The following is a 23,782-nucleotide window of genomic DNA, read 5'->3' on the forward strand; positions in this document are numbered from 1 at the left end:
CGGGGTGCGGTCGAGCCCGGGGCCGGACGCCGGCCCGACTCTCCGGGCTCGTGCGGTGCACAGGGTCAGCCGGAGAAGCGGCCGTCCTTGACGGCGGCGACGAAGGCGGACCAGCCGTCGGCCGAGAAGACGACGGCGGGGCCGGTCACGGCCCTGCTGTCGCGGACGGGCACGCCGGCGTGACCACGGGCGGCCTCAAGACACTCGCCCTGATCGCCGCCGCTGTAGCTGGACTTGAACCACCCGGTGAGGGAGGACGCGTCGGAGACGGTGTGCTCACTGCGGACCATGCGCGTATTTTTCTGCTGCTGCCCTCACGAGCGCCAGTGACTCCTGTTGCGACAGCGCGTCGCTCAGAGCCAGAGCGTAGGCCGTGCGCCTGGCGTTCACCAGGGGCGGGCCGGGTGTCACGGCTTGCCGACGACATCGAGAGAGTCCAGCTCGGTATGGCCGCCGGGCTGCTCGGCCATGCGGCCGAGCTCCTCGCGGACCGGCGGGTGACCGAGAGCGAGCTGCATTACCTCGCCAGTCGGCTCAGCGAGTCCCTGCGGGACGTGAAGCGGGTCGCGGACAGCCGTGGGGCACGGCTGGCGCAGCCGGGGCCCTGACACCGAGGGGTCCTGGAGCGCGGACCACACCCCACGTCACCCAAGCAGAGTGACCGGCGTCAGAGCTGGGTCGTGACCTGGTCGGCCACGGCGAAGTCGGTTTCGCAGTCCGGGCAGGTCGCGCTCCCGAAGACGAAGGTCAGCGCGTGTGCGACGTCGTGTTGACCGTCGGTGAGTGCGATGCCGTGGAGACGTCGACCGATGCCTTCCAGGTCTGCGGGGCTCGTCGGTCGAAGCGGCCGGGTCTCGATGCTGTCGTCCGACAGTGCGTAGTCCTCGCTGGTGGAGAAGAACCCGCGTTCACCGAGGACGATGAACAGGTCGGTTTCGCAGCCGGGACAGGAGACTTGGAACTCCTCGTTCCTGAGCCCCCAGGCCAGGTCCTCGCTCCACCCCACGACGCCCTCGAAGCCGAGCATGGACTCCAGGAGATCGATGTACTCGCTGGGGTGGGCCGCGGTCCGGAGATGGCGGTTCACCGATGCCAGCAGGGTCGCGATCTCCGCCGAGTGCCGTGTGCGGACGTCACCGGCTCCATGCGTCTGCTCGGAGCCGGCCAGGATGGCACCCGCCAGGTTCAGGGCGTTCACGGCTTGATGTCGGTCTTCGTTGTCAGCCACGTCGGCCAGCCAGGGCAGAGCCGCGAAGCTGGCCGAGTACACGCTGCCCTGATGGCAGAGTGCGGACCACAGGTCGTTCCAGAGCTCTGGCTCGGGGTCGGACGCGGTGCGTGCCAGCAGGGCGGGTATGTCCTCGGCGGAGCCGTAAGCGTGGCTGAGTTGCGGCCAATCGGTCATGCCGGGAATCCCATCACACCTGTGCTGCGAGAAACGACGAGACGGCTGCTCTGTCGGTGACGGGCGATAGCCTCCCTGGTATCGGAGACGCAGGAAGCCAGGTGGGGCATGTCCGGTGGGGGAGTTGAGTCGCAGCAGGGCAGCCGCCAGGGTGTCTGCGAAGTGACCGGGGTCCTGGAGCGGATCACCTACGCCAACGAGGAGAGCGGGTACACAGTCGCGCGCGTCGACACCGGGCGCGGGGCCGGTGACCTGCTCACCGTGGTCGGGGCGCTGCTCGGGGCGCAGCCGGGGGAGTCGCTGCGGATGGAGGGGCGCTGGGGCTCCCACCCGCAGTACGGGAAGCAGTTCACCGTCGAGAACTACACGACGCTCCTGCCCGCCACCATCCAGGGCATCCGGCGGTACCTGGGGTCGGGACTGGTCAAGGGCATCGGGCCCGTCTTCGCCGACCGCATCACGCAGCACTTCGGACTCGACACCCTCGACATCCTCGAAGAGGCGCCCGCGCGGCTGATCGAGGTCCCGGGGCTCGGCCCGAAGCGGACCAAGAAGATCACCGCCGCCTGGGAGGAGCAGAAGGCGATCAAGGAGGTCATGGTCTTCCTCCAGGGGGTGGGTGTCTCCACCTCCATCGCCGTGCGCATCTACAAGAAGTACGGGGACGCCTCCATCTCCGTCGTGCGGAACCAGCCCTACCGGCTCGCCGCCGACGTCTGGGGCATCGGCTTCCTCACCGCCGACAAGATCGCCCAGGCCGTCGGCATCCCGCACGACAGCCCGGACCGGGTGAAGGCCGGCCTGCAGTACGCGCTGTCGCAGTCCACCGACCAGGGCCACTGCTTCCTGCCCGAGGAGCGGCTGATCGGTGACGCGGTGAAGCTGCTGCAGGTCGACACCGGGCTCGTCATCGAGTGCCTGGCCGAGCTCGCCGAGGACCCCGAGGGGGTCGTACGGGAGCAGGTGCCCGGCCCCGAGGGGCTGCCGGTCACCGCCGTGTTCCTGGTGCCCTTCCATCGCGCGGAGCTGTCGCTCGCCGGGCAGATCGGGCGGCTGCTGCGGGCCGGGGAGGACCGCATGCCGGCCTTCCGGGACGTCGCCTGGGACAAGGCGCTGGCCTGGCTCGCGGAGCGCACCGGGGCCACGCTCGCGCCCGAACAGGAGGATGCGGTCCGGCTCGCCCTGACCCGTAAGGTCGCGGTCCTCACCGGCGGCCCCGGCTGTGGCAAGTCCTTCACGGTCCGCTCGATCGTGGAGCTGGCGCGGGCGAAGAAGGCCAAGGTGGTCCTCGCCGCCCCCACCGGCCGGGCCGCCAAGCGGCTCGCCGAGCTGACCGGTGCCGAGGCCTCCACCGTCCACCGGCTCCTGGAGCTCAAGCCGGGCGGGGACGCGGCCTACGACCGGGACCGGCCGCTCGACGCCGACCTGGTCGTCGTCGACGAGGCCTCCATGCTCGACCTGCTCCTGGCGAACAAGCTGGTGAAGGCGGTGGCGCCCGGTGCCCACCTGCTGCTCGTGGGGGACGTGGACCAGCTCCCCTCGGTCGGCGCGGGCGAGGTCCTCGGCGACCTGCTCGCCCCCGGCAGCCCCGTCCCCGCCGTGCGGCTGACCCGTATCTTCCGGCAGGCCCAGCAGTCCGGGGTCGTCACCAACGCGCACCGGATCAACGCCGGCACCCCGCCCCTCACCCAGGGCCTGCCGGACTTCTTCCTCTTCGTCGAGGAGGAGACCGAGGACGCGGCCCGGGTCGCCGTGGACGTCGCCGCCCGGCGCGTTCCGGCCAAGTTCGGGCTCGACCCGCGCCGGGACGTGCAGGTCCTCGCCCCGATGCACCGGGGCCCGGCCGGTGCGGGCGCGCTCAACGGCCTGCTCCAGCAGGCCATCACCCCGGCCCGGCCCGATCTGCCGGAGAAGCGGTTCGGAGGCCGGGTGTTCCGGGTAGGCGACAAAGTGACGCAGATCAGGAACAACTACGACAAAGGTGCCAACGGTGTCTTCAACGGCACGGTCGGCGTCGTCACCGCCTTGGACCCCGTCGAGCAGCGGCTCACCGTGCGGACGGACGAGGATGAGGAGGTGCCGTACGACTTCGACGAGCTGGACGAGCTGGCCCACGCGTACGCGGTCACCATCCACCGCTCGCAGGGCAGCGAGTATCCGGCGGTCGTGATCCCCGTCACCATGAGTGCCTGGATGATGCTCCAGCGGAACCTGCTCTACACGGCCGTGACCCGCGCCAAGAAGCTGGTCGTGCTGGTCGGCTCCCGCCGGGCCATCGCCCAGGCGGTCCGCACGGTCTCGGCGGGCCGACGTTTTACCGCACTGTCCCATCGCCTCACAGGTGGAGCCCCCGTGTGAAAGATCACGGAGGTCTACCGGAACCGGGGCGAAGGGGGCAGGATATGAAGGTTGGCGGCACTGAGTGCCGCCGATTGGCCCAATGGTCGACCCCGAGTGCACTCTCCTGAGCCAAATGGGGGATGGTAGAGACAGTCAGGGCACCTCGAAGAAGAGGCACTACGTCGGTGAGGGATGACGTGAGCGACAACTCTGTAGTACTGCGGTACGCGGACGGTGAATACACCTACCCGGTGGTCGAGAGCACCGTCGGCGACAAGGGCTTCGACATCGGCAAACTCCGAGCCCAGACCGGTCTGGTCACCCTGGACAGCGGATACGGCAACACCGCCGCCTATAAATCCGCGATCACCTACCTCGATGGTGAGCAGGGGATTCTGCGGTACCGCGGCTACCCCATCGAGCAGCTTGCCGAGCGCTCCACCTTCCTTGAGGTGGCGTACCTGCTGATCAACGGCGAGCTTCCGAAGGTCGACGAGCTGTCGACCTTCAAGAACGAGATCACGCAGCACACGCTGGTCCACGAGGACGTCAAGAACTTCTTCCGTGGCTTCCCGCGGGACGCCCACCCGATGGCGATGCTGTCGTCGGTGGTCTCCGCGCTGTCCACCTTCTACCAGGACAGCCACAACCCGTTCGACGAGAAGCAGCGCCACCTCTCGACGATCCGGCTGCTCGCCAAGCTTCCGACGATCGCGGCGTACGCGTACAAGAAGTCGATCGGCCACCCGTTCGTCTACCCGCGGAACGACCTCGGCTACGTCGAGAACTTCCTGCGCATGACCTTCTCGGTGCCGGCGCAGGAGTACGAGCTCGACCCGGTCGTCGTCTCCGCGCTCGACAAGCTGCTGATCCTGCACGCGGACCACGAGCAGAACTGCTCGACCTCCACCGTGCGTCTGGTCGGCTCCTCGCAGGCGAACATGTTCGCCTCGATCTCCGCCGGCATCTCGGCCCTGTGGGGCCCGCTGCACGGTGGCGCCAACCAGTCGGTCCTGGAGATGCTGGAAGGCATCCAGGCCAACGGCGGCGATGTCGACTCCTTCATCCGCAAGGTGAAGAACAAGGAGGACGGCGTCCGCCTGATGGGCTTCGGTCACCGGGTGTACAAGTCCTTCGACCCGCGCGCCAAGATCATCAAGGCTGCGGCGCACGACGTCCTCTCCGCGCTCGGCAAGGACGACGCGCTGCTGGACATCGCGCTCAAGCTGGAGGAGCACGCGCTCTCCGACGAGTACTTCGTCTCGCGCAACCTCTACCCGAACGTGGACTTCTACACGGGCCTGATCTACCGCGCCATGGGCTTCCCGACCGAGATGTTCACCGTGCTCTTCGCGCTCGGCCGGCTGCCCGGCTGGATCGCCCAGTGGCACGAGATGATCAAGGAGCCCGGCTCCCGCATCGGCCGCCCGCGCCAGATCTACACGGGCGAGGTCCTGCGGGACTTCGTCCCGGTCGAGGCCCGCTAGTCCGGCGCAGGGACTGCAGCGCCCGGCGAGTGAGCCGAAGGGGCGCGTCGGTGTCGAGAGGGCGAACGCGCGGAGGCCCGACGTAGGAGGGTCGAGCACGATCGCCCTCTCGACACCGGCTGGAGCGCCCCGGAGGCGAACCGAGCCCTGAAAGAAAGCGAGAAGCGCCCCGCCGCCGATCCCCCCACGGGTCGACGGACGGGGCGCTTCCCATATCCCCCGGTGCGGATTCCCCCCACGGGATCCGGGCCGGGCGTCTGCCGGCGTCAGCAGAAGCTGCGCGGGTCGGGCGCGACGCGGTCTGCCGGGGTACGTACGGGAGGGCCGCTCAAAGCTCCCCGGTGCACGTGCCCCGGCCAACGCTTGCCTAGGGACGTCCCCCAAGACATCCCATGAACGTCCCCCAAGACGTTCTCGGCATCGCCCACTTAGACTCGCGAACAGCCCAGATGGTTACCCCCCAATATCTGTGATCTAGATCTCTTTGTGAAGGTCCTGTGAGTCACGTGTAGGTCAATTCACGTGAAGCGCCGCAGCCGCAGGCTGTTGGATACGACGAAGACGGACGAAAAGGCCATCGCGAGGCCCGCGATCATCGGGTTGAGCAGTCCGGCCGCCGCCAGGGGCAGGGCGGCCACGTTGTATCCGAAGGCCCAGGCGAGGTTGCCCTTGATCGTCGCCAGGGTGCGGCGGGAGAGGCGGATGGCGTCCGCCGCGACGCGGAGGTCGCCGCGGACCAGGGTCAGGTCGCTCGCCTCGATGGCCGCGTCCGTGCCCGTGCCCATCGCGAGGCCGAGGTCCGCGGTGGCGAGGGCGGCGGCGTCGTTGACCCCGTCGCCGACCATCGCGACCGTCCCGCCCTCGTCCTGGAGCCGCCGGATCACCCCGGCCTTCTCCTCGGGCAGCACGTCGGCGATCACCTCGTCGATGCCGACCTCCGCCGCGACGGCCTCCGCGACCGCCCGGTGGTCGCCGGTGAGCAGGACCGGGCGGAGCCCCAGTCCGCGCAGCCGGGCGATCGCCTCGGCGCTGGTGTCCTTGACGGTGTCGGCGACGGTCAGGGCGCCGCGGGCGACGCCGTCCCAGGCGACGTGGACGGCGCCGGGCTCCGGGGCCCCCGGCACCTCGACGCCCTCGGCCGTGAGGAGGGCGGCGCGGCCGACGAGGACCAGGTGGCCGTCGACCGAGCCGCGCACGCCGAGCCCGGGGACGTTCTCGAAGGTCTTCGGTACGGGAAGCTCGCCGCACCGCTCGGCGGCGGCGGCCGCGACCGCGCGGGCCACCGGGTGCTCGGAGGAGTGCTCCAGGGCGCCCGCGAGCCGCAGCAGCTCGGTCTCGTCGGTGGAGGCCGTGCCGTAGCGGCCGCCGTACACGTACACCTTCCGCAGGGACATGCGGCCCGTGGTGACCGTGCCCGTCTTGTCGAGGACGACGGTGTCGACGCGGCGGGTGGACTCCAGGACCTCGGGTCCCTTGATGAGGATGCCGAGCTGGGCGCCGCGGCCGGTGCCGACCATGAGGGCGGTCGGGGTCGCGAGGCCGAGGGCGCAGGGGCAGGCGATGATCAGGACGGCGACGGCCGCGGTGAAGGAGGCGGTCGGGTCGTCCGTGAGCAGGAGCCAGGTGACGAGGGTGCCGAGCGCGACGAGCAGCACCGCGGGGACGAAGACGGCGGAGATCCGGTCGGCGAGCCGCTGCACCTCGGCCTTGCCGTTCTGGGCGTCCTCGACGAGCTTCGCCATCCGGGCGAGGCGGGTGTCGGCGCCGACGGCGGCGGCCCGGACGACGAGCCGGCCCGAGACGTTGACGCAGCCGCCGGCCACCTCGGAGCCCTCGGTGACGTCCACCGGCATCGACTCGCCGGTGAGCAGGGAGGCGTCGACGGCGGACGCGCCCGTGGTGACGGTGCCGTCGGTGGCGATCTTCTCCCCGGGGCGTACGACGAAGAGGTCGCCGGCCCGCAGCTCCGTGACCGGGATCCGTACCTCCGTGGTCCCGCGCAGGATGGCCACGTCCTTGGCGCCGAGCTCCATGAGGGCCCGCAGGGCGGCGCCCGCCTTCCGCTTGGCGCGGGCCTCCAGGTAGCGGCCGAGCAGGATGAAGGTGACGACGCCGGCGGCGACCTCCAGATAGATCGCGGAGGAGGCCTGGGAGCGGTCGGCGGTGAGGTCGAAGCCGTGGCGCATGCCGGGCATGCCGGCGTCGCCGAGGAAGAGGGCCCAGAGCGACCAGCCGTAGGCGGCGAGGGTGCCGACCGAGACGAGGGTGTCCATGGTGGCGGCGCCGTGCCGGGCGTTGGTCCAGGCGGCCCGGTGGAAGGGGAGTCCGCCCCAGACGACGACGGGGGAGGCGAGGGTGAGGGAGAGCCACTGCCAGTTGTCGAACTGGAGCGAGGGGACCATGGCGAGCAGGACCACGGGCGCGGCGAGCAGTGCCGAGACCGTGAGTCGCTGCCGGAGGCGGGCGAGCTCGGGGTCCTCCTGTTCGGCTCGTTCCTCGGATTCGGATTCGGCTTCGGGCTCCGGCGGGAGGGGTTCCTCGGCGGTGTAGCCGGTCTTCACGACGGTGGCGATCAGCTCGTCGACGCCGACGTGCGGCGCGTGTTCGACGTGTGCCTTCTCCGTGGCGTAGTTGACGGTGGCGGTGACGCCGTCCATCCGGTTGAGCTTCTTCTCCACGCGGGCCGCGCAGGAGGCGCAGGTCATCCCGCCGATCGTCAGCTCGGTGACGGTGGTGCCGGTCATGGTGCGGTTCCAAACGGGAGCAGGGCCGTACGGGTCAACGGTACGGCCCTGCGATGTCTGTTCCGGTGCGGGTCAGACCAGCTCGTAGCCGGCCTCGTCCACGGCCGCGGCCACGGCCTCGCGGTCGAGAGCGGCGTCGGAGACGACGGTGACCTCGCCGGTCTTGGCGACGGCGGTGACCGAGGAGACGCCGGGGAGCTCGGAGATCTCGCCGGCGACCGCGCCCTCGCAGTGGCCGCAGGTCATGCCCTTGACCTGGTAGACGGTGGTGAGTTCGGTCTTCGTCTCTGCGGTCATGGCGCTCTCCATACTGGGTGGCGGGTCCTTGCGAAGGTCCTTTTGAAGGTCCTCACGAAGGCGATTATACCCCTAGGGGGTATTAATCGGGGGCGGGGTCGGCTCGCGTCGCGCGAGTGGCCGGAGCCTATGGTAAATACCCGTTATGTCGCATTCGGGGAGCACGCTGATCCTGATCATGGCGATCGCCGTCCTGGCGCCGCTGCTCGCCTACGCGGTCGGGCGCAGGCTGCCCGTACCCCTCGTCATCTTCGAGATCCTCCTCGGCATCCTCATCGGCCCCGACGTCCTGGACTGGGCCCGCCCCGACGCGCTGATCGACGGCCTCTCCCAGCTCGGCCTCACCATGCTGATCTTCCTCGCGGGGTACGAGATCGAGTTCGGCAAGGTCCGCGGCGACACCCTCAGGAGAGCCGTCTGGTCCTGGCTCGCCGCCCTCGCCCTCGGGCTCGGCACCGGCGTCCTGTTGGGCGGCGGCTATGCCAAGGGCGTCTTCATCGGGGTGGCGCTGACCAGCACCGCCCTCGGCACCGTCCTGCCCGTGCTGCGGGACGCGGGCGTGCTCCACGGGCGGTTCGGCTCGGTCGTCATGGCCTTCGGCGCGGTGGGCGAGTTCGGGCCGATCATCGCGATGGCGCTGCTGCTCAGCGGGCGCGCCCCGGCCGAGTCGGCGGTGCTGCTCGGCGTCTTCGCCGCGCTCACGGCGGCGGCCGTCTTCTGGGCGCTGCGCCCGCGCCCGCCGTGGTTCTCCCGGATCATCGCCAAGACCCTGCACAGCAGCGGCCAGTTCGCCGTCCGGTTCGTCTTCCTGGTGCTCGCCCTGATGCTGGGGGCCTCGACGGCGCTGGGGCTCGACGTGCTGCTCGGCGCCTTCGCGGCCGGTCTCATCACCCGGCTCCTGCTGACCGGGGCCGCTCCCGAGAGCGGCCCGGAGATCCTGGAGAAGGTGGAGGGCGTCGGCTTCGGCTTCCTCGTCCCGGTCTTCTTCGTCGTCACCGGTATCGAGTTCGACCTGGACTCGCTCCTCTCCGGCGGCCGCACCCTGCTCCTGCTGCCGGTCTTCCTGGTGCTCTTCCTGGTCGTGCGCGGCGGGCCGATCTGGTTCCTCGCCCCGCGCGACCTCGACCGCAGGGACCGGGGCGGGCTCGTCCTCTACGGCTCCACGGCGCTGCCGCTCGTCGTCGCGATCACGACCATCGGCGTGGACGACCACGAGCTGTCGGCCGGCGACGCGGCGGCGCTCGTCGGCGCCGCCATGGTCTCCGTCCTCGTCTTCCCGCTGCTCGCGCTGAAGCTGCGGGCGCGGGCGGGGGAGGGTGGGGAGGGGCGGCCCGCCGAGGCGGTCAGGGGGTCCGAGACGTGGTGACTCCGCCGCCGGCGATCGCGGGGGTGCCGGCCGCGAGGGTGCCCTGGCCGATGACCGGGTCGAGGTAGCGCAGGAGGACCTGCTTCAGCTCGGCGATCGTGGCGTCCCGCTCGGGGCCCTCGGGGGCGGCGAGGACCAGGTGGAGGCCGCCCTTGAAGACCGCGAAGGCCATGTCGGCGACCCGGACGCAGTCCGCGGGCGGGCTGTCCGGGAGGTAGTGGGCGATCAGCAGACGGACCCGCTCGATCAGCGAGGCGTGCAGGGCGTCGTGCTCCTCCGCGATCTTGCCGGGGACCTCGGAGCCGTGCATCAGGGCGAGGAAGACCGGGTTGGCGCAGTTGAAGGCGATCAGCGGGTCGACGACCGCGTCGAGCAGCTCGGGCAGCGGCAGGGCCAGGTTCTCCGGGGTGAAGGCCTGGCCGTGGGCCTCCCGCATCTCGTACATGAGGCGCTCGCCGAGCTCGACGGCGATGGCCTCCTTGTTCGGGAAGTACTGGTAGAGCGTGCCGGGCGAGACGTGCGCCTCGCGGGCGATCGCGTTGGTGCTGGCGGCCGTGTACCCGTTCGCGCAGAAGACGTTCGCGGCGGCCTGGAGCAGCTGCGTGATGCGGCGCTCACCGCGCGCCTGACGGCGGCGCGGCTTCGGGTCCTCGGACATCTCGGGCTTCTCGGACATGACTGTCCCCAGCTCTCCTCGTGGCGCGTTTGACAAATGCGAGAGGTCGCTCGCATTCTAAGGAAACGCGAGCGATCACTCGTGTTTGTCATTCTATGGCAATGGGTGACCCATGCGACCTGCCGGGAAGCGCGCACATGGGTCAGGTGAAGGGGACACCGCGTCATGGCCGAAGTCAAGAAATCAGCGCCCGGCGGGGGCACGGGCGGCGGGTGGACGCGGTTCGTCACCGCCCGGCCGCGCCTCACGCTCCTCGTGGCGCTCGTACTCACCGCCCTCGCCGTCCTGGCGGGCGGCGGCGTCGCGGACCGGATGGGCAGCGGGGGCTGGGAGGACCCGGCCGCCGAGTCCACGTACGCGACGGAGGCGCTGGCCCGGGAGTTCCCCGGCTCCCAGCCCAACCTGCTGCTCCTGGTCGACACGGGACAGACCGGGGGGGCCGGGCAGGCCGGGCAGGCCGGGAAGGCCGGGAAGGCCGGGAAGGCCGCCGGGGCCGCCGCGGTCGACGACCCCGCCGTCGTCGCCGAGGCGCGGAAGCTCGCCGAGCGGCTCGACGCCGAGCCGGGCGTCGACGGCGTCGGCTCGTACTGGTCCACCGGCTCGCCCGCCCTCCGCTCCGAGGACGGCCGCCAGGCGGTCATCGCCGCCCGGATCGCCGGCGAGGAGAAGGACGCCGCCGCCGTACTCGACCGGATCGCCCCCGAGTACCGGGGCACCCACGGCCCCGTCGAGGTCTCCCTCGGCGGCGGGCTGGCCGTCCGCCACGAGATGCAGACCGTCATCCAGGAGGACCTCCTCCGGGCCGAGCTCATCGCTCTGCCCCTCACCCTCGTCCTCCTCGTCATGGTCTTCGGCAGCGCCGTCGCCGCCCTGCTGCCGCTCGGCGTCGGCATCGTCGCCATCCTCGGCACCAACGCCGTCCTGCGCGGCATCACCGAGTTCACCGACGTCTCGGTCTTCGCCCAGAACCTGACGACGGCCCTCGGGCTCGGCCTAGCCATCGACTACGCCCTGTTCGTCGTCCGCCGCTACCGCGAGGAGCTCGCCGCCGGGGCCGACACGTACACCGCCGTCCGCACCACCCTGCGCACGGCGGGACGGACCGTGCTGTTCTCCGCGCTGACCGTCGCCGTCTCGCTCTCCGCGATGCTCGTCTTCCCGCAGTACTTCCTGCGCTCCTTCGCCTACGCCGGCATAGCCGTCGTCGTCCTCGCCGCGACCGCCGCGCTCACCCTGCTCCCGGCCGCCCTCGTGCTGCTCGGCGACCGGGTCAACGCCCTGGACCTGCGCCGCCTCCTCCGCCGCGGCCGCCCGCCCCGCAAGGACACCGACGGATCCGGCTGGGCCCGCGCCGCCGACCTCGTGATGCGCCGCGCGCCCGTCTTCGCCGTCGCCACCGCCGCCGGCCTCGTCCTCCTCGGACTGCCCTTCCTCGGCGTGAAGTTCGGCACCGCCGACGACCGCCAGCTGCCCGTCACCGCCGCCTCCCGGGTCGTCCAGGACCAGCTCCGCGACGGCTTCCCCGGCAACCCGGGCGGCGGGCTCACCGTCCTCGCCGAGGGCGAGGCCACCCCCGCCCAGTACGAGGCCTTCCGTGAGCGGATCTCCACCATCGAGGGCGTCGGCCGGGCCGACGGCCCCGTCACCGCCGGCGGGGCCACGGGCCAGGCCTACTTCACCGTCGTGCCCGAGGGCGAGACCGTCGGCCCCGGGGCCCAGCAGGTCGTGAGCGAACTCCGGGCCGCGCCCGCGCCCTTCGAGACCTCCGTCACCGGCCAGGCCGCCGTCCTCGTCGACTCCAAGGACGCCCTCGCCGACCGGCTGCCCTGGGCGGCGGCGATCGTCGTCCTCGCCACCCTGCTGCTCGTCTTCCTGCTCACCGGCAGCGTGATCGTGCCCGTCCAGGCGGTCGTCCTCAACGCCCTCAGCCTGACGGCGATGTTCGGCGCGGTCGTCTGGGTCTTCCAGGAGGGCCACCTCGCCGGACTCCTCGGCTTCACCTCCACCGGCGACATCGAGACCACCCTGCCCGTGCTCATGTTCTGCGTGGCCTTCGGGCTCTCCATGGACTACGGCGTCTTCCTGCTCTCCCGCATCAAGGAGGAGTACGACGCCACCGGCGACCACGAGCACTCCGTCCGCTTCGGCCTGCGCCGCACCGGTGGTCTGATCACCGCGGCCGCCGTGATCCTCGCCGTGGTCATGGTCGCGATCGGCACCTCACGGGTCACCAACACCAAGATGCTCGGCCTCGGCGTCGCCCTCGCCGTCCTCATGGACGCGATGGTGGTCCGCAGCCTCCTCGTCCCCTCCGTCATGAAGCTGACCGGCCGCTTCACCTGGTGGGCCCCGGGACCGCTGCGCCGCTTCCACGACCGCTTCGGGGTCAGCGAGTCGGACGCCCCGGCCCCGACAGCCACCGCCCCGGCCGACACCGACTCCGTCACGGGCACCGGCTCAGGCACCGGCTCCGACGCCGACCGCAAGGAGTACAGCCCCGCCCACTGACGAGACACAGCAGGACGCCGGGCCCCGGAACACTCCGGGGCCCGGCGTCCTCGTCTCCCGGACAGGTCCTACGGCCTTGCCCGGTTGCCGGGGCGGCTGGCGACCCAGGCGCGGATCGTGTCCGCGTACCAGTAGGGCTTGCCCGACTCGACCTGGTCGGGCGCCGGCAGGAGGCCGTGCTTCCGGTAGGACCGGACGGTGTCCGGCTGGACGCGGATGTGCGCGGCGATGTCCTTGTACGACCAGAGCCTTCTGTCCGTCATGCCTGGTACCTCCCTGCGCGCCGCGCAGCGGCGGCAGGGGGTGCCGTTCGGGGGCGCTGCGGGCGGGCGTTGGTGATCACTGAGCCTGTTCCCGGGTGAACGACCCCTGCCGGCAGGAGGAGAGCGGCTGTCGAGCGCCTGTGACGGAAGACCCGCGTAACGGAGATACGCGTGACGGGGAAGCGACCTGTGTGACCGAAGTGATGCACGCGGACACCGGTGTGTCCGCGTGCGTCACCCCTGGTGAAGCAGGTATGCGCCCGTCACACGCCGCAGGAGCGCAGGAATCGCCGGGTGCGGAGCGCGATCGGGTACGGAGCGTCCGGCTCGCACGGGTACATGTCCTGCTCGACGATCGCGAAGAGGTCCACGTCCAGGGCGCGCGCGGCGGCGAGCACCGGCTCCAGGGCGGGCACCCCGGACGGCGGTTCGCACATCACGCCCCGCGCGACCGCCGGGCCGAACGGCACCTCCTCGGCCACCACCCGGGCCAGGATCTCCGGATCGACCTGCTTGAGGTGGAGGTAGCCGATCCGCTCCCCGTAGCTCTCGATCAGCTTGACGCTGTCCCCGCCGGCGTAGGCGTAGTGTCCCGTGTCCAGACAGAGCGCGACGGCCTCCGGGTCGGTGGCGTCGAGGAAGCGCGTCACGCTCTCCTCGCCGTCGAGGTGGGTGTCGGCGTGAGGATGGACGACGAGCCGCAGCCCGTATCTCTCCCGCACCTCCCGCCCCAGACGCTCCGTCAGACGGGTCAGATCCCGCCACTGCTCCGCGGAGAGCGTGCGCTCCTCCAGGACCTCGCCCGTCCGGTCGTCCCGCCAGAAGGACGGGATGACGACGAGATGGCCCGCGCCCATGGCCTGGGCGAGCGCGGCGTTCTCGGCGACGTGCGCCCAGGTGCGGTCCCAGACGCCCGGGCCGTGGTGCAGCCCGGTGAAGACCGTCCCCGCCGAGACCCGCAGCCCGCGCCGCGCCGTCTCCTCCGCGAGGACGGCCGGATCGGTGGGCAGATAGCCGTACGGCCCCAGCTCGATCCACTCGTAGCCCGCGCCGGACACCTCGTCGAGGAAGCGCTGCCACGGCACCTGCCGGGGATCGTCGGGGAACCACACCCCCCAGGAGTCCGGGGCGGAGCCGATACGGATGCGGGAGGGACTCGACGGCGACGGGGGCAACGACGGCTTCGGCGGCTTCGTCATGCCTGCCACCTTGACCGGGGCGCGAGAGCAGCGTCAAGCGGGCGGGCGCTCGGGCGGCGCGGCCGGGCCGGGGCGTCCGCGCTGCGTCCGTGCCGTATCCGACCGCCCTCCGCCCCGCGTCCGAATGTCCGGACATGTCGTTGACACGCCTCCGGACGGCCGACTAGACCTGAGGGCGGGGCCGGAGGCGAAAGGTGGCGCGTGGAGACGGAGCCGTACGAGCTGATCACCATGGGGCGCCTCGGCGTGGACCTGTACCCGCTGCAGAGCGGCGTCGGGCTCGACCGCGTCGAGACCTTCGGGCGGTTCCTCGGCGGCTCCCCGGCCAACGTGGCCGTCGCCGCCGCCCGGCTCGGCCGCCGCACCGCCCTCGTCTCCCGCACCGGCGCCGACCCCTTCGGCACCGCGCTCCACCACGACCTCAAGCGCTTCGGCGTGGACGACCGCTGGGTGACCGAGGTCGCGGCCTACCCCACCCCCGTCACCTTCTGCGAGCTCTTCCCGCCCGACGACTTCCCGCTCCACTTCTACCGCCGGCCCAAGGCCCCCGACCTGGAGATCCACCCGCACGAGCTCGACCTCGCGGCGATCCGCGCCGCCCGGGTCTTCTGGGCGACCGGCACCGGCCTCTGCGCCGAACCGAGCCGCGCCGCGACCCTGGAGGCCCTGCGCGCCCGGTCCGGCCGGGAGGTGACGGTCCTCGACCTGGACTGGCGGCCCGTCTTCTGGACGGACCCGGCCGAGGCCCGCCCGCACTACGCCGAGGCCCTGCGCCACGCGACCGTCGCCGTCGGCAACCTCGACGAGTGCGAGGTCGCCACCGGGGAGCGCGATCCGCACGCCGCCGCCCGCGCGCTGCTCGCCACCGGCACGGTCCGGCTCGCCGTCGTGAAGCAGGGGCCCGAGGGCGTCCTCGCGCTCGCCGCCGACGGCACGTCCGCCGAGGTGCCGCCGCTGCCCGTGGAGGTCGTCAACGGGCTCGGCGCGGGCGACGCCTTCGGCGGGGCGCTCGTCCACGGCCTCCTCGCCGGCTGGGACCTCGAACGGATCCTGCGCCACGCCAACGCCGCCGGCGCGATCGTCGCGGGCCGCCTCGCCTGCTCGTCCGCCATGCCGTACGCGGAGGAGATCGCCGAGGCGCTCGCCGCGGGCACGGGAACGATCCCGGAAAGGGGGTAGGGATCCGCCATGATTCCCGCGCACGACCCCACCTCCGACCTCACCCCCAGCACCACCCCGGAGCCCGCCTCCGGCTCCACCCCGGAGCCCGCTCCCGGCGCCACCCCGGAGCCCGCTCCCGGCGCCACCCCGGAGCCCGCTCCCGGCGCCACCCCGGAGCCCGCTCCCGGCGCCACCCCGGAGCCCGCTCCCGGCGCCACCCCGGAGCCCGCTCCCGGCGCCACCCCGGAGCCCGCGCCCGGCTCCACCCCTGACCCCGTCTCCGACCTCACCCCCGGCACCTCCCGCGCCGCGCGTCTCCATCTGCCCGCCGGCTCCGCCGCCCACGGGCCGTACGCGCTCCGCGTCGACCCGAAGCAGGCCGGCTGGGAGCACTCCGCCCTGCGGGTGCTCACCCTCGGGCCGGGGGAGACCCACTCCTTCGAGAGCGGGGATTCCGAATGGGTCGTGCTTCCCCTCGCCGGTGCCTGTAGCGTGCGCGTCGACGGCGAAGTCCTCGAACTCCTCGGCCGCGACAGCGTGTTCACGGCCGTGACCGACTTCGCCTACGTACCGCGCGACGCCCACGCCCAGATCGCCTCCGGCGCGGGAGGCCGCTTCGCTTTGGCAGGAGCGAAGTGCGAGCGACGACTCCCCGCCCGCTACGGCCCCGCGCCGGAGGTTCCCGTCGAGACGCGGGGCAGCGGCAACCGCGCCCGCCAGGTGCGGAACTTCGCCGCCGCAGGCGCCTTCGCCTGCGACCGGCTGATCGCCGTCGAGGTCGTCACCCCCGGCGGGAACTGGTCCTCCTACCCGCCCCACAAGCACGACGAGCACCGCCCGGGCACCGAGTCCGTCCTGGAGGAGATCTACTACTACGAGATCGCCGGCCCGCACGGCCTCGCCTACCAGCGGATCTCGCCCTCCCGGCCGGGCGGAGCCGAGCTCCTCGCCGAGGTCCGGGACGGCGACGCCGTCCTCGTACCGGACGGCTGGCACGGGCCGTCGATCGCCCAGCCGGGTCACGATCTCTACTACCTCAACGTCATGGCGGGCCCCGGCGCGGAGCGGGAGTGGAAGATCTCCTTCCATCCGGACCACACGGAGGGGTACGCATGAGCATCCGGCTGACCGTCGCCCAGGCCCTCGTCCGCTTCCTCGCCGCCCAGTACACGGAGCGCGACGGCGAACGACGCAGGCTGATCGCCGCCACCTGGGGCATCTTCGGCCACGGCAACGTCGCCGGGATCGGCCAGGCGCTGGTCGAGGACGCCGAGCGCATGCCCTTCCACCAGGGCCGCAACGAACAGGCCATGGTGCACGCGGCCGTGGGCTACGCCCGCCAGTCCAACCGGCTCTCCGCGCACGCCGTCACCACCTCCATCGGCCCCGGCGCCACCAACCTCGTCACGGGCGCCGCCCTCGCCACGATCAACCACCTGCCGGTCCTGCTCCTCCCCGGCGACACCTTCGCGACCCGCCCCGCCGATCCCGTGCTGCAACAGCTCCAACTCCCCCACACCGGCGACGTGTCGGTCAACGACTGCCTGCGGCCCGTCTCCCGCTACTTCGACCGCATCGGACGGCCCGAGGCCCTCGTGCCGGCCGCGCTCGCCGCCGTGCGGGTCCTCACCGACCCGGCGGAGACCGGCGCGGTGACCCTCGCCCTGCCCCAGGACGTCCAGGCGGAGGCGTACGACTGGCCGGAGGAGTTCTTCGCCGAGCGGGTCTGGCGGGTCCGCCGCCCCTCCCCGGACGAGGCGGAACTGGACGCGGCGGTCGCGGCGATCGCCCGGGCCACCCGTCCGCTGATCGTCGCCGGCGGCGGCGTGCGGTACAGCGGGGCCGAGGAGGCGCTCCACGACTTCGCCGCGCTGACCGGCATTCCGGTCGCCTCCACCCAGGCCGGCAAGGGGTCGCTGCCGCACGACCACCCCCAGGACGTCGGCGGTATCGGACACACCGGCACCGCCGTCGCCGACCACCTGGCCCGCACCGCCGACGTGGTCATCGGCGTCGGCACCCGCTGGACCGACTTCACCACCGCCTCCGGCACCCTCTTCGGCCACCCCGACGTCCGGTTCGTCAACCTCAACGTCGCCGCCTTCGACTCCCACAAGCTGGCCGCGCTCCCACTCGTCGCGGACGCCCGCGAGGGCCTCGAACAGCTCCACTCGCTCCTGGAGCCGCACCACGTCACCGAGCACTACGTCCACGAGTACGCCGAGGAGAAGCTCCGCTGGCGGAACCGTGTCGACGCCGCCTACGCCACCCCCGACGAGGACGCCCGGCCCACCCAGGCCCAGGTCCTCGGCGTACTCGACACTCTGGTCGACGGCAGCGACATCCTGATCAACGCCGCCGGCTCCCTCCCCGGCGACCTCCACAAGCTGTGGCGGACCCGCTCCACGGACCAGTACCACGTCGAATACGGCTACTCCTGCATGGGCTACGAGATCCCCGCCGCCCTCGGCGTCCTGCTCGCCGCGCCCGGCCGGCCCGTCTGGGCGCTCGTCGGCGACGGTACGTACCTGATGAATCCCACCGAGATCGTCACCGCCGTGCAGGAGCGGCTGCCGCTGCGGCTGGTCATCCTGCAGAACCACGGGTACGCCTCCATCGGCGGCCTCTCGGAGGCCGTCGGCGCCGAGCGGTACGGCACCGACTACCGCCACCGGGACGCGGAGGGCACCTTCACCGGCGCGCCGCTCCCCGTCGACCTCGGAGCCAACGCCGCCTCCCTCGGCATGCGCGTGCTGCGCCCCCGCACCGTGCGTGACCTGCGGGAAGCCCTCGCGGACGCACGGGCGGCGACGGTTCCCACATGTGTCTACGTCGAGACCGAAACGGCAGACACAGTGTCGGGCCCGCCCCCGGCCCAGGCATGGTGGGATGTGCCCGTGGCCGAGACGTCGACCCGCCCGTCGGCGGTCAAGGCCCGCGAGGAGTACGACCGGCACGTCACCGCCCGACGCCGCCATCTCTGAAGGAGCATCTCGTCATGACGAACACCGTCAAGACTGTCAACCACTGGATCGGTGGCAAGGCCGTCGAGGGCACGTCGGGCAACTGGGGCCCGGTCACCGACCCGGCCACCGGCGCCGTGACCACCCGTGTCGCGCTCGCCTCCGTCGAGGAGGTGGACGCCGCCGTCGCCGCCGCCAAGGACGCCTTCGCGACCTGGGGCACCTCGTCCCTCGCGCAGCGCACCACGATCCTCTTCAAGTTCCGCGCCCTGCTCGACGCCAACCGCGACGCGATCGCCGAGCTGATCGTCGCCGAGCACGGCAAGGTCCACTCGGACGCGCTCGGCGAGGTCGCCCGCGGCCTGGAGATCGTCGACCTGGCCTGCGGCATCACCGTCCAGCTCAAGGGCGAGCTCTCCACCCAGGTGTCGAACCGCGTGGACGTGGCCTCGATCCGCCAGCCGGTGGGCGTCGTCGCGGGCATCACGCCCTTCAACTTCCCGGCCATGGTGCCGATGTGGATGTTCCCGATCGCCATCGCGACCGGCAACACCTTCATCCTCAAGCCGAGCGAGAAGGACCCGTCGCCGGCCCTGAAGATCGCCGAGCTGCTCGCCGAGGCGGGCCTCCCGGACGGTGTCTTCAACGTCCTGAACGGCGACAAGGTCTCCGTGGACCGCCTCCTGGAGCACCCGGACGTCTCCGCGATCTCCTTCGTGGGCTCGACCCCGATCGCCCGCCACATCCACACCACCGCCTCCGCCAACGGCAAGCGCGTCCAGGCGCTCGGCGGCGCGAAGAACCACATGCTGGTCCTCCCGGACGCCGACCTCGACGCGGCGGCGGACGCGGCCGTCTCGGCGGCGTACGGCTCCGCCGGCGAGCGCTGCATGGCGATCTCGGCGGTCGTGGCCGTCGGCTCGATCGGCGACGAGCTGGTCCAGAAGATCCGCGAGCGCGCCGAGAAGATCAAGATCGGTCCCGGCACCGACCCGACCTCGGAGATGGGCCCGCTCATCACGGCCGTCCACCGCGACAAGGTGGCCTCCTACGTCACCGGCGCGGCGGACGAGGGCTGCGAGGTCGTCCTCGACGGCACCGGCTACACGGTCGAGGGCCACGAGAACGGCCACTGGATCGGCCTGTCCCTCCTGGACCACGTGCCGACGACGGCCGCGGCCTACCAGGACGAGATCTTCGGCCCGGTGCTCTGCGTGCTGCGCGCCGAGACGTACGAGGAGGGCCTCGCCCTCATCAACGGCTCGCGCTTCGGCAACGGCACCGCGATCTTCACCCGTGACGGCGGAGCGGCCCGCCGCTTCCAGATGGAGGTCGAGGCCGGCATGGTCGGCGTCAACGTGCCGATCCCGGTGCCGGTGGGCTACCACTCCTTCGGTGGCTGGAAGGACTCGCTCTTCGGCGACCACCACATCTACGGCAACGACGGCGTGCACTTCTACACGCGCGGCAAGGTCGTCACCACCCGCTGGCCGGACCCGTCCGACGCCCCGGCGGGCGTGGACCTGGGCTTCCCCCGCAACCACTGACGCGTGGCGCGGCCCCGGCCGCGCCGCAGTCGCCGAACGGCCCCCGGGGTGCGTACCGCCGCACCCCGGGGGCCGTCGTCACCGGATACTGCGTTCGCTGTACGCGGCGGCCGGCCGTACGACCCCAGGAGGTCGGGAGCCTCCCCCTGAGGAGAGCGGTGCCGCCGGGGCCGGTCCGCTTAGGCTCGACCCATGCGACTCCGACTTCCCCGGTGGGCCGCGGTCACCGCCGTCCTCGCCGTCCTCGCGGGTGCCGGCACCTGGACCGCCGTCGCCTCCGACGAACCGCCGCCCGTGCACCGCGCGGACCGGGCGCTCGACATCGACGGTGTACGGCTCGACACCTCGTACTTCACGAGCGGCGGAGACGGCCGGCGCCCCGCCGTCCTCCTCGGCCACGGCTTCGGCGGCTCCAAGAACGACGTCCGCGCCCAGGCCGAGCAGCTCGCCCGCGACGGTTACGCCGTCCTCACCTGGTCCGCCCGCGGCTTCGGCGCCTCCACCGGGGAGATCGGGCTCAACGACCCCGACCGCGAGGTCGCGGACGTCCGGAAGCTGATCGACTGGCTCGCGGCCCGCCCCGAGGTCCTCCTCGACAAGTCCGGCGACCCGCGCGTCGGCGTCACCGGCGCCTCCTACGGCGGCGCGATCTCCCTGCTCGCCGCGGGCCACGACCCGCGCGTCGACGCCATCGCCCCCCAGATCACCTACTGGAACCTCGCGGACGCCCTCTTCCCGAACGACGTCTTCAAGAAGCTCTGGGCGGGGATCTTCTTCTCCGCGGGCAACCAGCCGGGTGCGCCGAACCAGCCCGGTGCACCGAACCAGCCGGGCGCGGCCGACCAGCCGGGCGCGGCCGACCAGCCGGGCGCGGCGAACCGGTCGGCCGCGGCCGGTCAGCCGGGCGCGGCCAAGGCCGCCGGCTGCGGTCGCTTCACCGCCGAACTCTGCTCGCTCTACCAGCGCGTCGCCGTCAGCGGAAAGCCCGACGCCGCCGCCCGCGCGCTCCTCGAAGCCCGCAGCCCCTCCGCCGTCGGCGACCGGATCAAGGTGCCCGCGCTCATCGTGCAGGGCCAGTCCGACTCCCTCTTCACCCTCGCCCAGTCCGACGCCATGGCCCGCACCCTCACCGCCAACGGCGCCCCCGTCGCCGTCGACTGGACCGCCGGCGGCCACGACGGCGGAGACCGCGAGGCCGAGCGGGTCGAGCGGCGGATCAGCACCTGGTTCGACCGCTGGCTGAAGCGCGACACCGCCACCGACACCGGCCCCGCCTTCCGCGTCAGCCGCACCGGCGGCGTCGACTCCACCGACGGACAGGCCACCCTGCGGGCCGCGACCGCCGACCGCTACCCGGGACTCACCGCCGCCACGAAGAGCTACGCCCTGGCCGGACCGCCGCAGACCTTCGCCAACCCGGCCGGCGCCGCACCGCCCGCCATCTCCGCGGTCCCCGGCCTCGGCGGCGGCCTCTCCGGTCTCTCCTCCCTCGGCGTCGGTCTCTCCCTCGACTTCCCCGGCCAGTTCGCCCGCTTCGACGCGAAGCCGCAGACCGGGGCTGTCCGGATCACCGGCACCCCGACCGTCCGCGTCAAGGTCACCTCCACCGCGGCCGACGGCTCCGCCGTCCTCTTCGCCAAGGTGTACGACGTCGGGCCCGACGGACGGCAGCAAGTGCTGCCCTCCCAGCTCGTCACCCCCGTCCGCGTCGAGGACGCCAAGGCCGGACGCAGCGTCACCCTGACCCTGCCCGCGATCGACCACGAGGTGGAGGCCGGGCACAGGCTGCGCCTCGTCCTCGCCGCCACCGACCTCGGTTACGCCTCCCCGGCCGTCCCGGCCGGCTACACCGTCGCCGTCGAGGGCCCGCTCACCGTCCCGACCGCGCCCGGCGTCGACACCCAGGCCGCCGCGCTGCCCTGGTGGGTCTGGGGTCTGCCGCTCCTCGGCCTCGCCGTCGCCGCCGCCCTGCTCCTGACCGCCCGCCGCCGCACGACCGCCCCCGCGCCGGACCCGGAGCTCACCTCCGTACCGCTCCAGATCACCGGACTCTCCAAGAAGTACGCGGGCGGCGACAGGTACAGCGTCCGTGACCTCTCCTTCCGCGTGGAGCAGGGCCAGGTCCTCGGGCTCCTCGGCCCGAACGGCGCCGGCAAGACCACCACCCTGCGCATGCTGATGGGCCTCATCCGGCCCGACGAGGGCGAGATCCGGATCTTCGGCCAGGCCATCCGCCCCGGCGCCCCGGTCCTCTCCCGGGTCGGCTCCTTCGTCGAGGGCGCCGGCTTCCTGCCGCACCTCTCCGGCCGGGAGAACCTGGAGCTGTACTGGAAGGCCACCGGCCGGCCCGCCGAGGACGCCCACGTCGACGACGCCCTGCGGATCGCCAACCTGGGCAGCGCCCTCGAACGCGCCGTGCGGACCTACTCGCAGGGCATGCGGCAGCGCCTCGCCATCGCCCAGGCCATGCTCGGCCTGCCGGACCTGCTCATCCTCGACGAGCCGACCAACGGCCTCGACCCGCCGCAGATCCGCGAGATGCGCGAGGTGATGATCCGGTACGCGGCCGAGGGCCGGACCGTCATCGTCTCCAGCCACCTCCTCGCGGAGGTCGAGCAGTCCTGCACGCACCTCGTCGTCATGGACCGGGGACAGCTCGTCCAGGCCGGGCCGGTCGCCGAGATCACCGGTTCCGGCGACACCCTGCTCGTGACCCTGGCAGGCGAGGTCGACGACCCGCTCGTCGAGAAGATCGGCGCCCTCCCGGGCGTCGACTCCGCCGTCCGCGCCGACGGCGGGCTCCTCGTCCGCCTCGACGGGGCGGACGCGACCGCCCTCATCGGCGACCTCGTCCGCCTGGACGTGCCGCTGACGGGGGTCGGACCGCACCGGCGCCTCGAAGACGCCTTCCTGACCCTGATCGGAGGAGGATCCGCATGAGCACCACCAGCACCCTCACGGGCGCGGCGGACTCCGCCCCCGGCTACCGGGCCGGACGCACCCTGCCGCTGCGCGTCGAAGCCCTGCGGCAGTGGAAGCGGCGCCGCACCCTGATCATGGGCGGGATCCTCGTCGCCCTGCCCTTCGTCCTGATCGCCGCCTTCGCGATCGGCGGGGCCGGGGACGGCGACCGCAACGGCCGGATCACCCTCATGGACACGGCGACGGCCTCCGGCGCCAACTTCGCCGCGACCTGCCTCTTCGTCTCGGCCGGCTTCCTCCTCGTCATCCCCGTCGCGCTCTTCTGCGGCGACACCGTCGCCTCCGAGGCGAGCTGGTCCTCACTGCGCTACCTACTGGCCGCGCCCGTGCCCCGCTCCCGGCTCCTCGCCTCGAAGCTGGCCGTGGCGCTCGGCTACAGCGCGGCCGCGATGCTCCTCCTGCCGCTCGTGGCCCTCGCCGCGGGCACGGTCGCCTACGGCTGGGGGCCGCTCCAGCTGCCGACGGGCGGCTCCGTGCCCGCCATGGACGCGGTGCTGCGCATCGGCATCGCCGTCGCGTTCGTCTTCGTCTCCCAACTGGTCACCGCCGGGCTCGCCTTCTGGCTCTCCACCCGCACCGACGCCCCGCTCGGCGCGGTGGGCGGCGCCGTCGGACTGACCATCGTCGGCAACGTCCTGGACGCCGTCACGGCGCTCGGCGACTGGCGCGACTTCCTGCCCGCGCACTGGCAGTTCGCCTGGATCGACGCGCTCCAGCCGCAGCTGGAGTGGGGCGGCATGGTCAAGGGAGCGGCGATCTCCGTGACGTACGCCGTGGTCCTCTTCGCCCTCGCCTTCCGCGGCTTCGCCCGCAAGGACGTCGTCTCTTAGCAGCCCCCTACGGC

The 23,782-nt window shown here is 72.3% G+C and carries 18 protein-coding genes; 11 read left to right on the forward strand and 7 right to left on the reverse strand.

All coding sequences use genetic code 11. The features are described from left to right. Positions 1-65: 65 nt before the first annotated feature. The gene (locus tag IE124_RS01205) at positions 66-290 is read right to left on the reverse strand and encodes a DUF397 domain-containing protein (RefSeq protein ID WP_189503852.1); all 225 of its coding nucleotides are present in this window, start codon (positions 288-290) and stop codon (positions 66-68) included. 114 nt (positions 291-404) lie between these two features. On the opposite strand from IE124_RS01205, the gene IE124_RS01210 reads away from it, so the two are divergent. Further along, the gene (locus tag IE124_RS01210) at positions 405-608 is read left to right on the forward strand and encodes a hypothetical protein (protein ID WP_189503854.1); all 204 of its coding nucleotides are present in this window, start codon (positions 405-407) and stop codon (positions 606-608) included. A gap of 59 nt (positions 609-667) precedes the next feature. On the opposite strand, the gene IE124_RS01215 is transcribed toward IE124_RS01210, so the two are convergent. Further along, on the reverse strand, positions 668-1,405 hold the full coding sequence (locus IE124_RS01215) for a hypothetical protein (RefSeq protein ID WP_189503856.1): 738 nt from the start codon (positions 1,403-1,405) through the stop codon (positions 668-670). A 108-nt stretch (positions 1,406-1,513) separates the two neighbouring features. On the opposite strand from IE124_RS01215, the gene recD2 reads away from it, so the two are divergent. Both recD2 and IE124_RS01225 read left to right on the forward strand, forming a co-directional pair. Then, positions 1,514-3,763 (forward strand): SF1B family DNA helicase RecD2, encoded by a 2,250-nt coding sequence (gene recD2 / locus IE124_RS01220; protein ID WP_189503858.1) that lies wholly within the window; start codon positions 1,514-1,516, stop codon positions 3,761-3,763. A 179-nt stretch (positions 3,764-3,942) separates the two neighbouring features. Beyond that, positions 3,943-5,232 (forward strand): citrate synthase, encoded by a 1,290-nt coding sequence (locus tag IE124_RS01225; protein ID WP_055643377.1) that lies wholly within the window; start codon positions 3,943-3,945, stop codon positions 5,230-5,232. 518 nt (positions 5,233-5,750) lie between these two features. Here IE124_RS01225 and IE124_RS01230 read toward each other — a convergent pair. Beyond that, positions 5,751-7,976, reverse strand: a complete 2,226-nt coding sequence (locus IE124_RS01230) for a heavy metal translocating P-type ATPase (RefSeq protein WP_189503860.1) — start codon at positions 7,974-7,976, stop codon at positions 5,751-5,753. Between the two features lie 72 nt (positions 7,977-8,048). Further along, entirely contained in the window at positions 8,049-8,273 is a 225-nt protein-coding gene (locus tag IE124_RS01235; RefSeq protein ID WP_189503862.1) for a heavy-metal-associated domain-containing protein, read from the reverse strand. Positions 8,274-8,418: 145 nt separating this feature from the next. Between IE124_RS01235 and IE124_RS01240 the strand changes: the two genes are divergently transcribed. After that, positions 8,419-9,639 (forward strand): cation:proton antiporter, encoded by a 1,221-nt coding sequence (locus IE124_RS01240; protein WP_189503864.1) that lies wholly within the window; start codon positions 8,419-8,421, stop codon positions 9,637-9,639. On the opposite strand, the gene IE124_RS01245 is transcribed toward IE124_RS01240, so the two are convergent. Beyond that, positions 9,617-10,315 (reverse strand): TetR/AcrR family transcriptional regulator, encoded by a 699-nt coding sequence (locus tag IE124_RS01245; RefSeq protein ID WP_189503866.1) that lies wholly within the window; start codon positions 10,313-10,315, stop codon positions 9,617-9,619. The two genes, IE124_RS01240 and IE124_RS01245, sit on opposite strands and share 23 nt — an antisense overlap. Before the next feature lie 165 nt (positions 10,316-10,480). Here IE124_RS01245 and IE124_RS01250 point away from each other — a divergent pair, with 165 nt between their 5' ends. Then, positions 10,481-12,823, forward strand: coding sequence for an MMPL family transporter (locus tag IE124_RS01250; protein ID WP_229832007.1), 2,343 nt, complete (start codon positions 10,481-10,483; stop codon positions 12,821-12,823). Between the two features lie 68 nt (positions 12,824-12,891). Here the strand turns inward: IE124_RS01250 and IE124_RS01255 are convergent, their stop codons facing one another. Continuing rightward, the gene (locus IE124_RS01255) at positions 12,892-13,086 is read right to left on the reverse strand and encodes a helix-turn-helix transcriptional regulator (protein ID WP_189503868.1); all 195 of its coding nucleotides are present in this window, start codon (positions 13,084-13,086) and stop codon (positions 12,892-12,894) included. Positions 13,087-13,349: 263 nt separating this feature from the next. Continuing rightward, a complete protein-coding gene (locus IE124_RS01260) occupies positions 13,350-14,285 on the reverse strand; it encodes a sugar phosphate isomerase/epimerase family protein (RefSeq protein WP_229832009.1) in 936 nt (311 codons plus the stop codon). 231 nt (positions 14,286-14,516) lie between these two features. On the opposite strand from IE124_RS01260, the gene iolC reads away from it, so the two are divergent. The 6 genes from iolC (at position 14,517) to IE124_RS01290 (ending at position 23,768) form a co-directional block, all read left to right on the forward strand. Beyond that, positions 14,517-15,464 carry a 5-dehydro-2-deoxygluconokinase gene (iolC, locus tag IE124_RS01265; protein ID WP_189504703.1) on the forward strand — a complete coding sequence of 316 codons (948 nt, stop codon included), beginning with the start codon at positions 14,517-14,519 and terminating at the stop codon, positions 15,462-15,464. 303 nt (positions 15,465-15,767) lie between these two features. After that, positions 15,768-16,562 (forward strand): 5-deoxy-glucuronate isomerase, encoded by a 795-nt coding sequence (gene iolB, locus IE124_RS01270; RefSeq protein WP_189504701.1) that lies wholly within the window; start codon positions 15,768-15,770, stop codon positions 16,560-16,562. Continuing rightward, positions 16,559-18,430: a 3D-(3,5/4)-trihydroxycyclohexane-1,2-dione acylhydrolase (decyclizing) gene (gene iolD / locus IE124_RS01275; protein WP_189503870.1), complete on the forward strand. Its 1,872-nt coding sequence runs from the start codon at positions 16,559-16,561 to the stop codon at positions 18,428-18,430. Before iolB ends, iolD begins: the two co-directional genes overlap by 4 nt. 14 nt (positions 18,431-18,444) lie before the next feature. Then, positions 18,445-19,956, forward strand: coding sequence for a CoA-acylating methylmalonate-semialdehyde dehydrogenase (gene mmsA / locus IE124_RS01280; RefSeq protein ID WP_189503871.1), 1,512 nt, complete (start codon positions 18,445-18,447; stop codon positions 19,954-19,956). Between the two features lie 192 nt (positions 19,957-20,148). Beyond that, complete coding sequence (locus tag IE124_RS01285; RefSeq protein WP_189503872.1) at positions 20,149-22,896, forward strand: CocE/NonD family hydrolase; 2,748 nt, start codon at positions 20,149-20,151, stop codon at positions 22,894-22,896. Next, a complete protein-coding gene (locus IE124_RS01290) occupies positions 22,893-23,768 on the forward strand; it encodes an ABC transporter permease (RefSeq protein ID WP_189503874.1) in 876 nt (291 codons plus the stop codon). The genes IE124_RS01285 and IE124_RS01290 overlap by 4 nt, the downstream gene beginning before the upstream one ends. Positions 23,769-23,782 lie beyond the last annotated feature (14 nt).

This window comes from Streptomyces narbonensis (assembly GCF_014649015.1).
In the GTDB taxonomy this organism is placed as follows: Bacteria; Actinomycetota; Actinomycetes; order Streptomycetales; family Streptomycetaceae; genus Streptomyces; species Streptomyces narbonensis.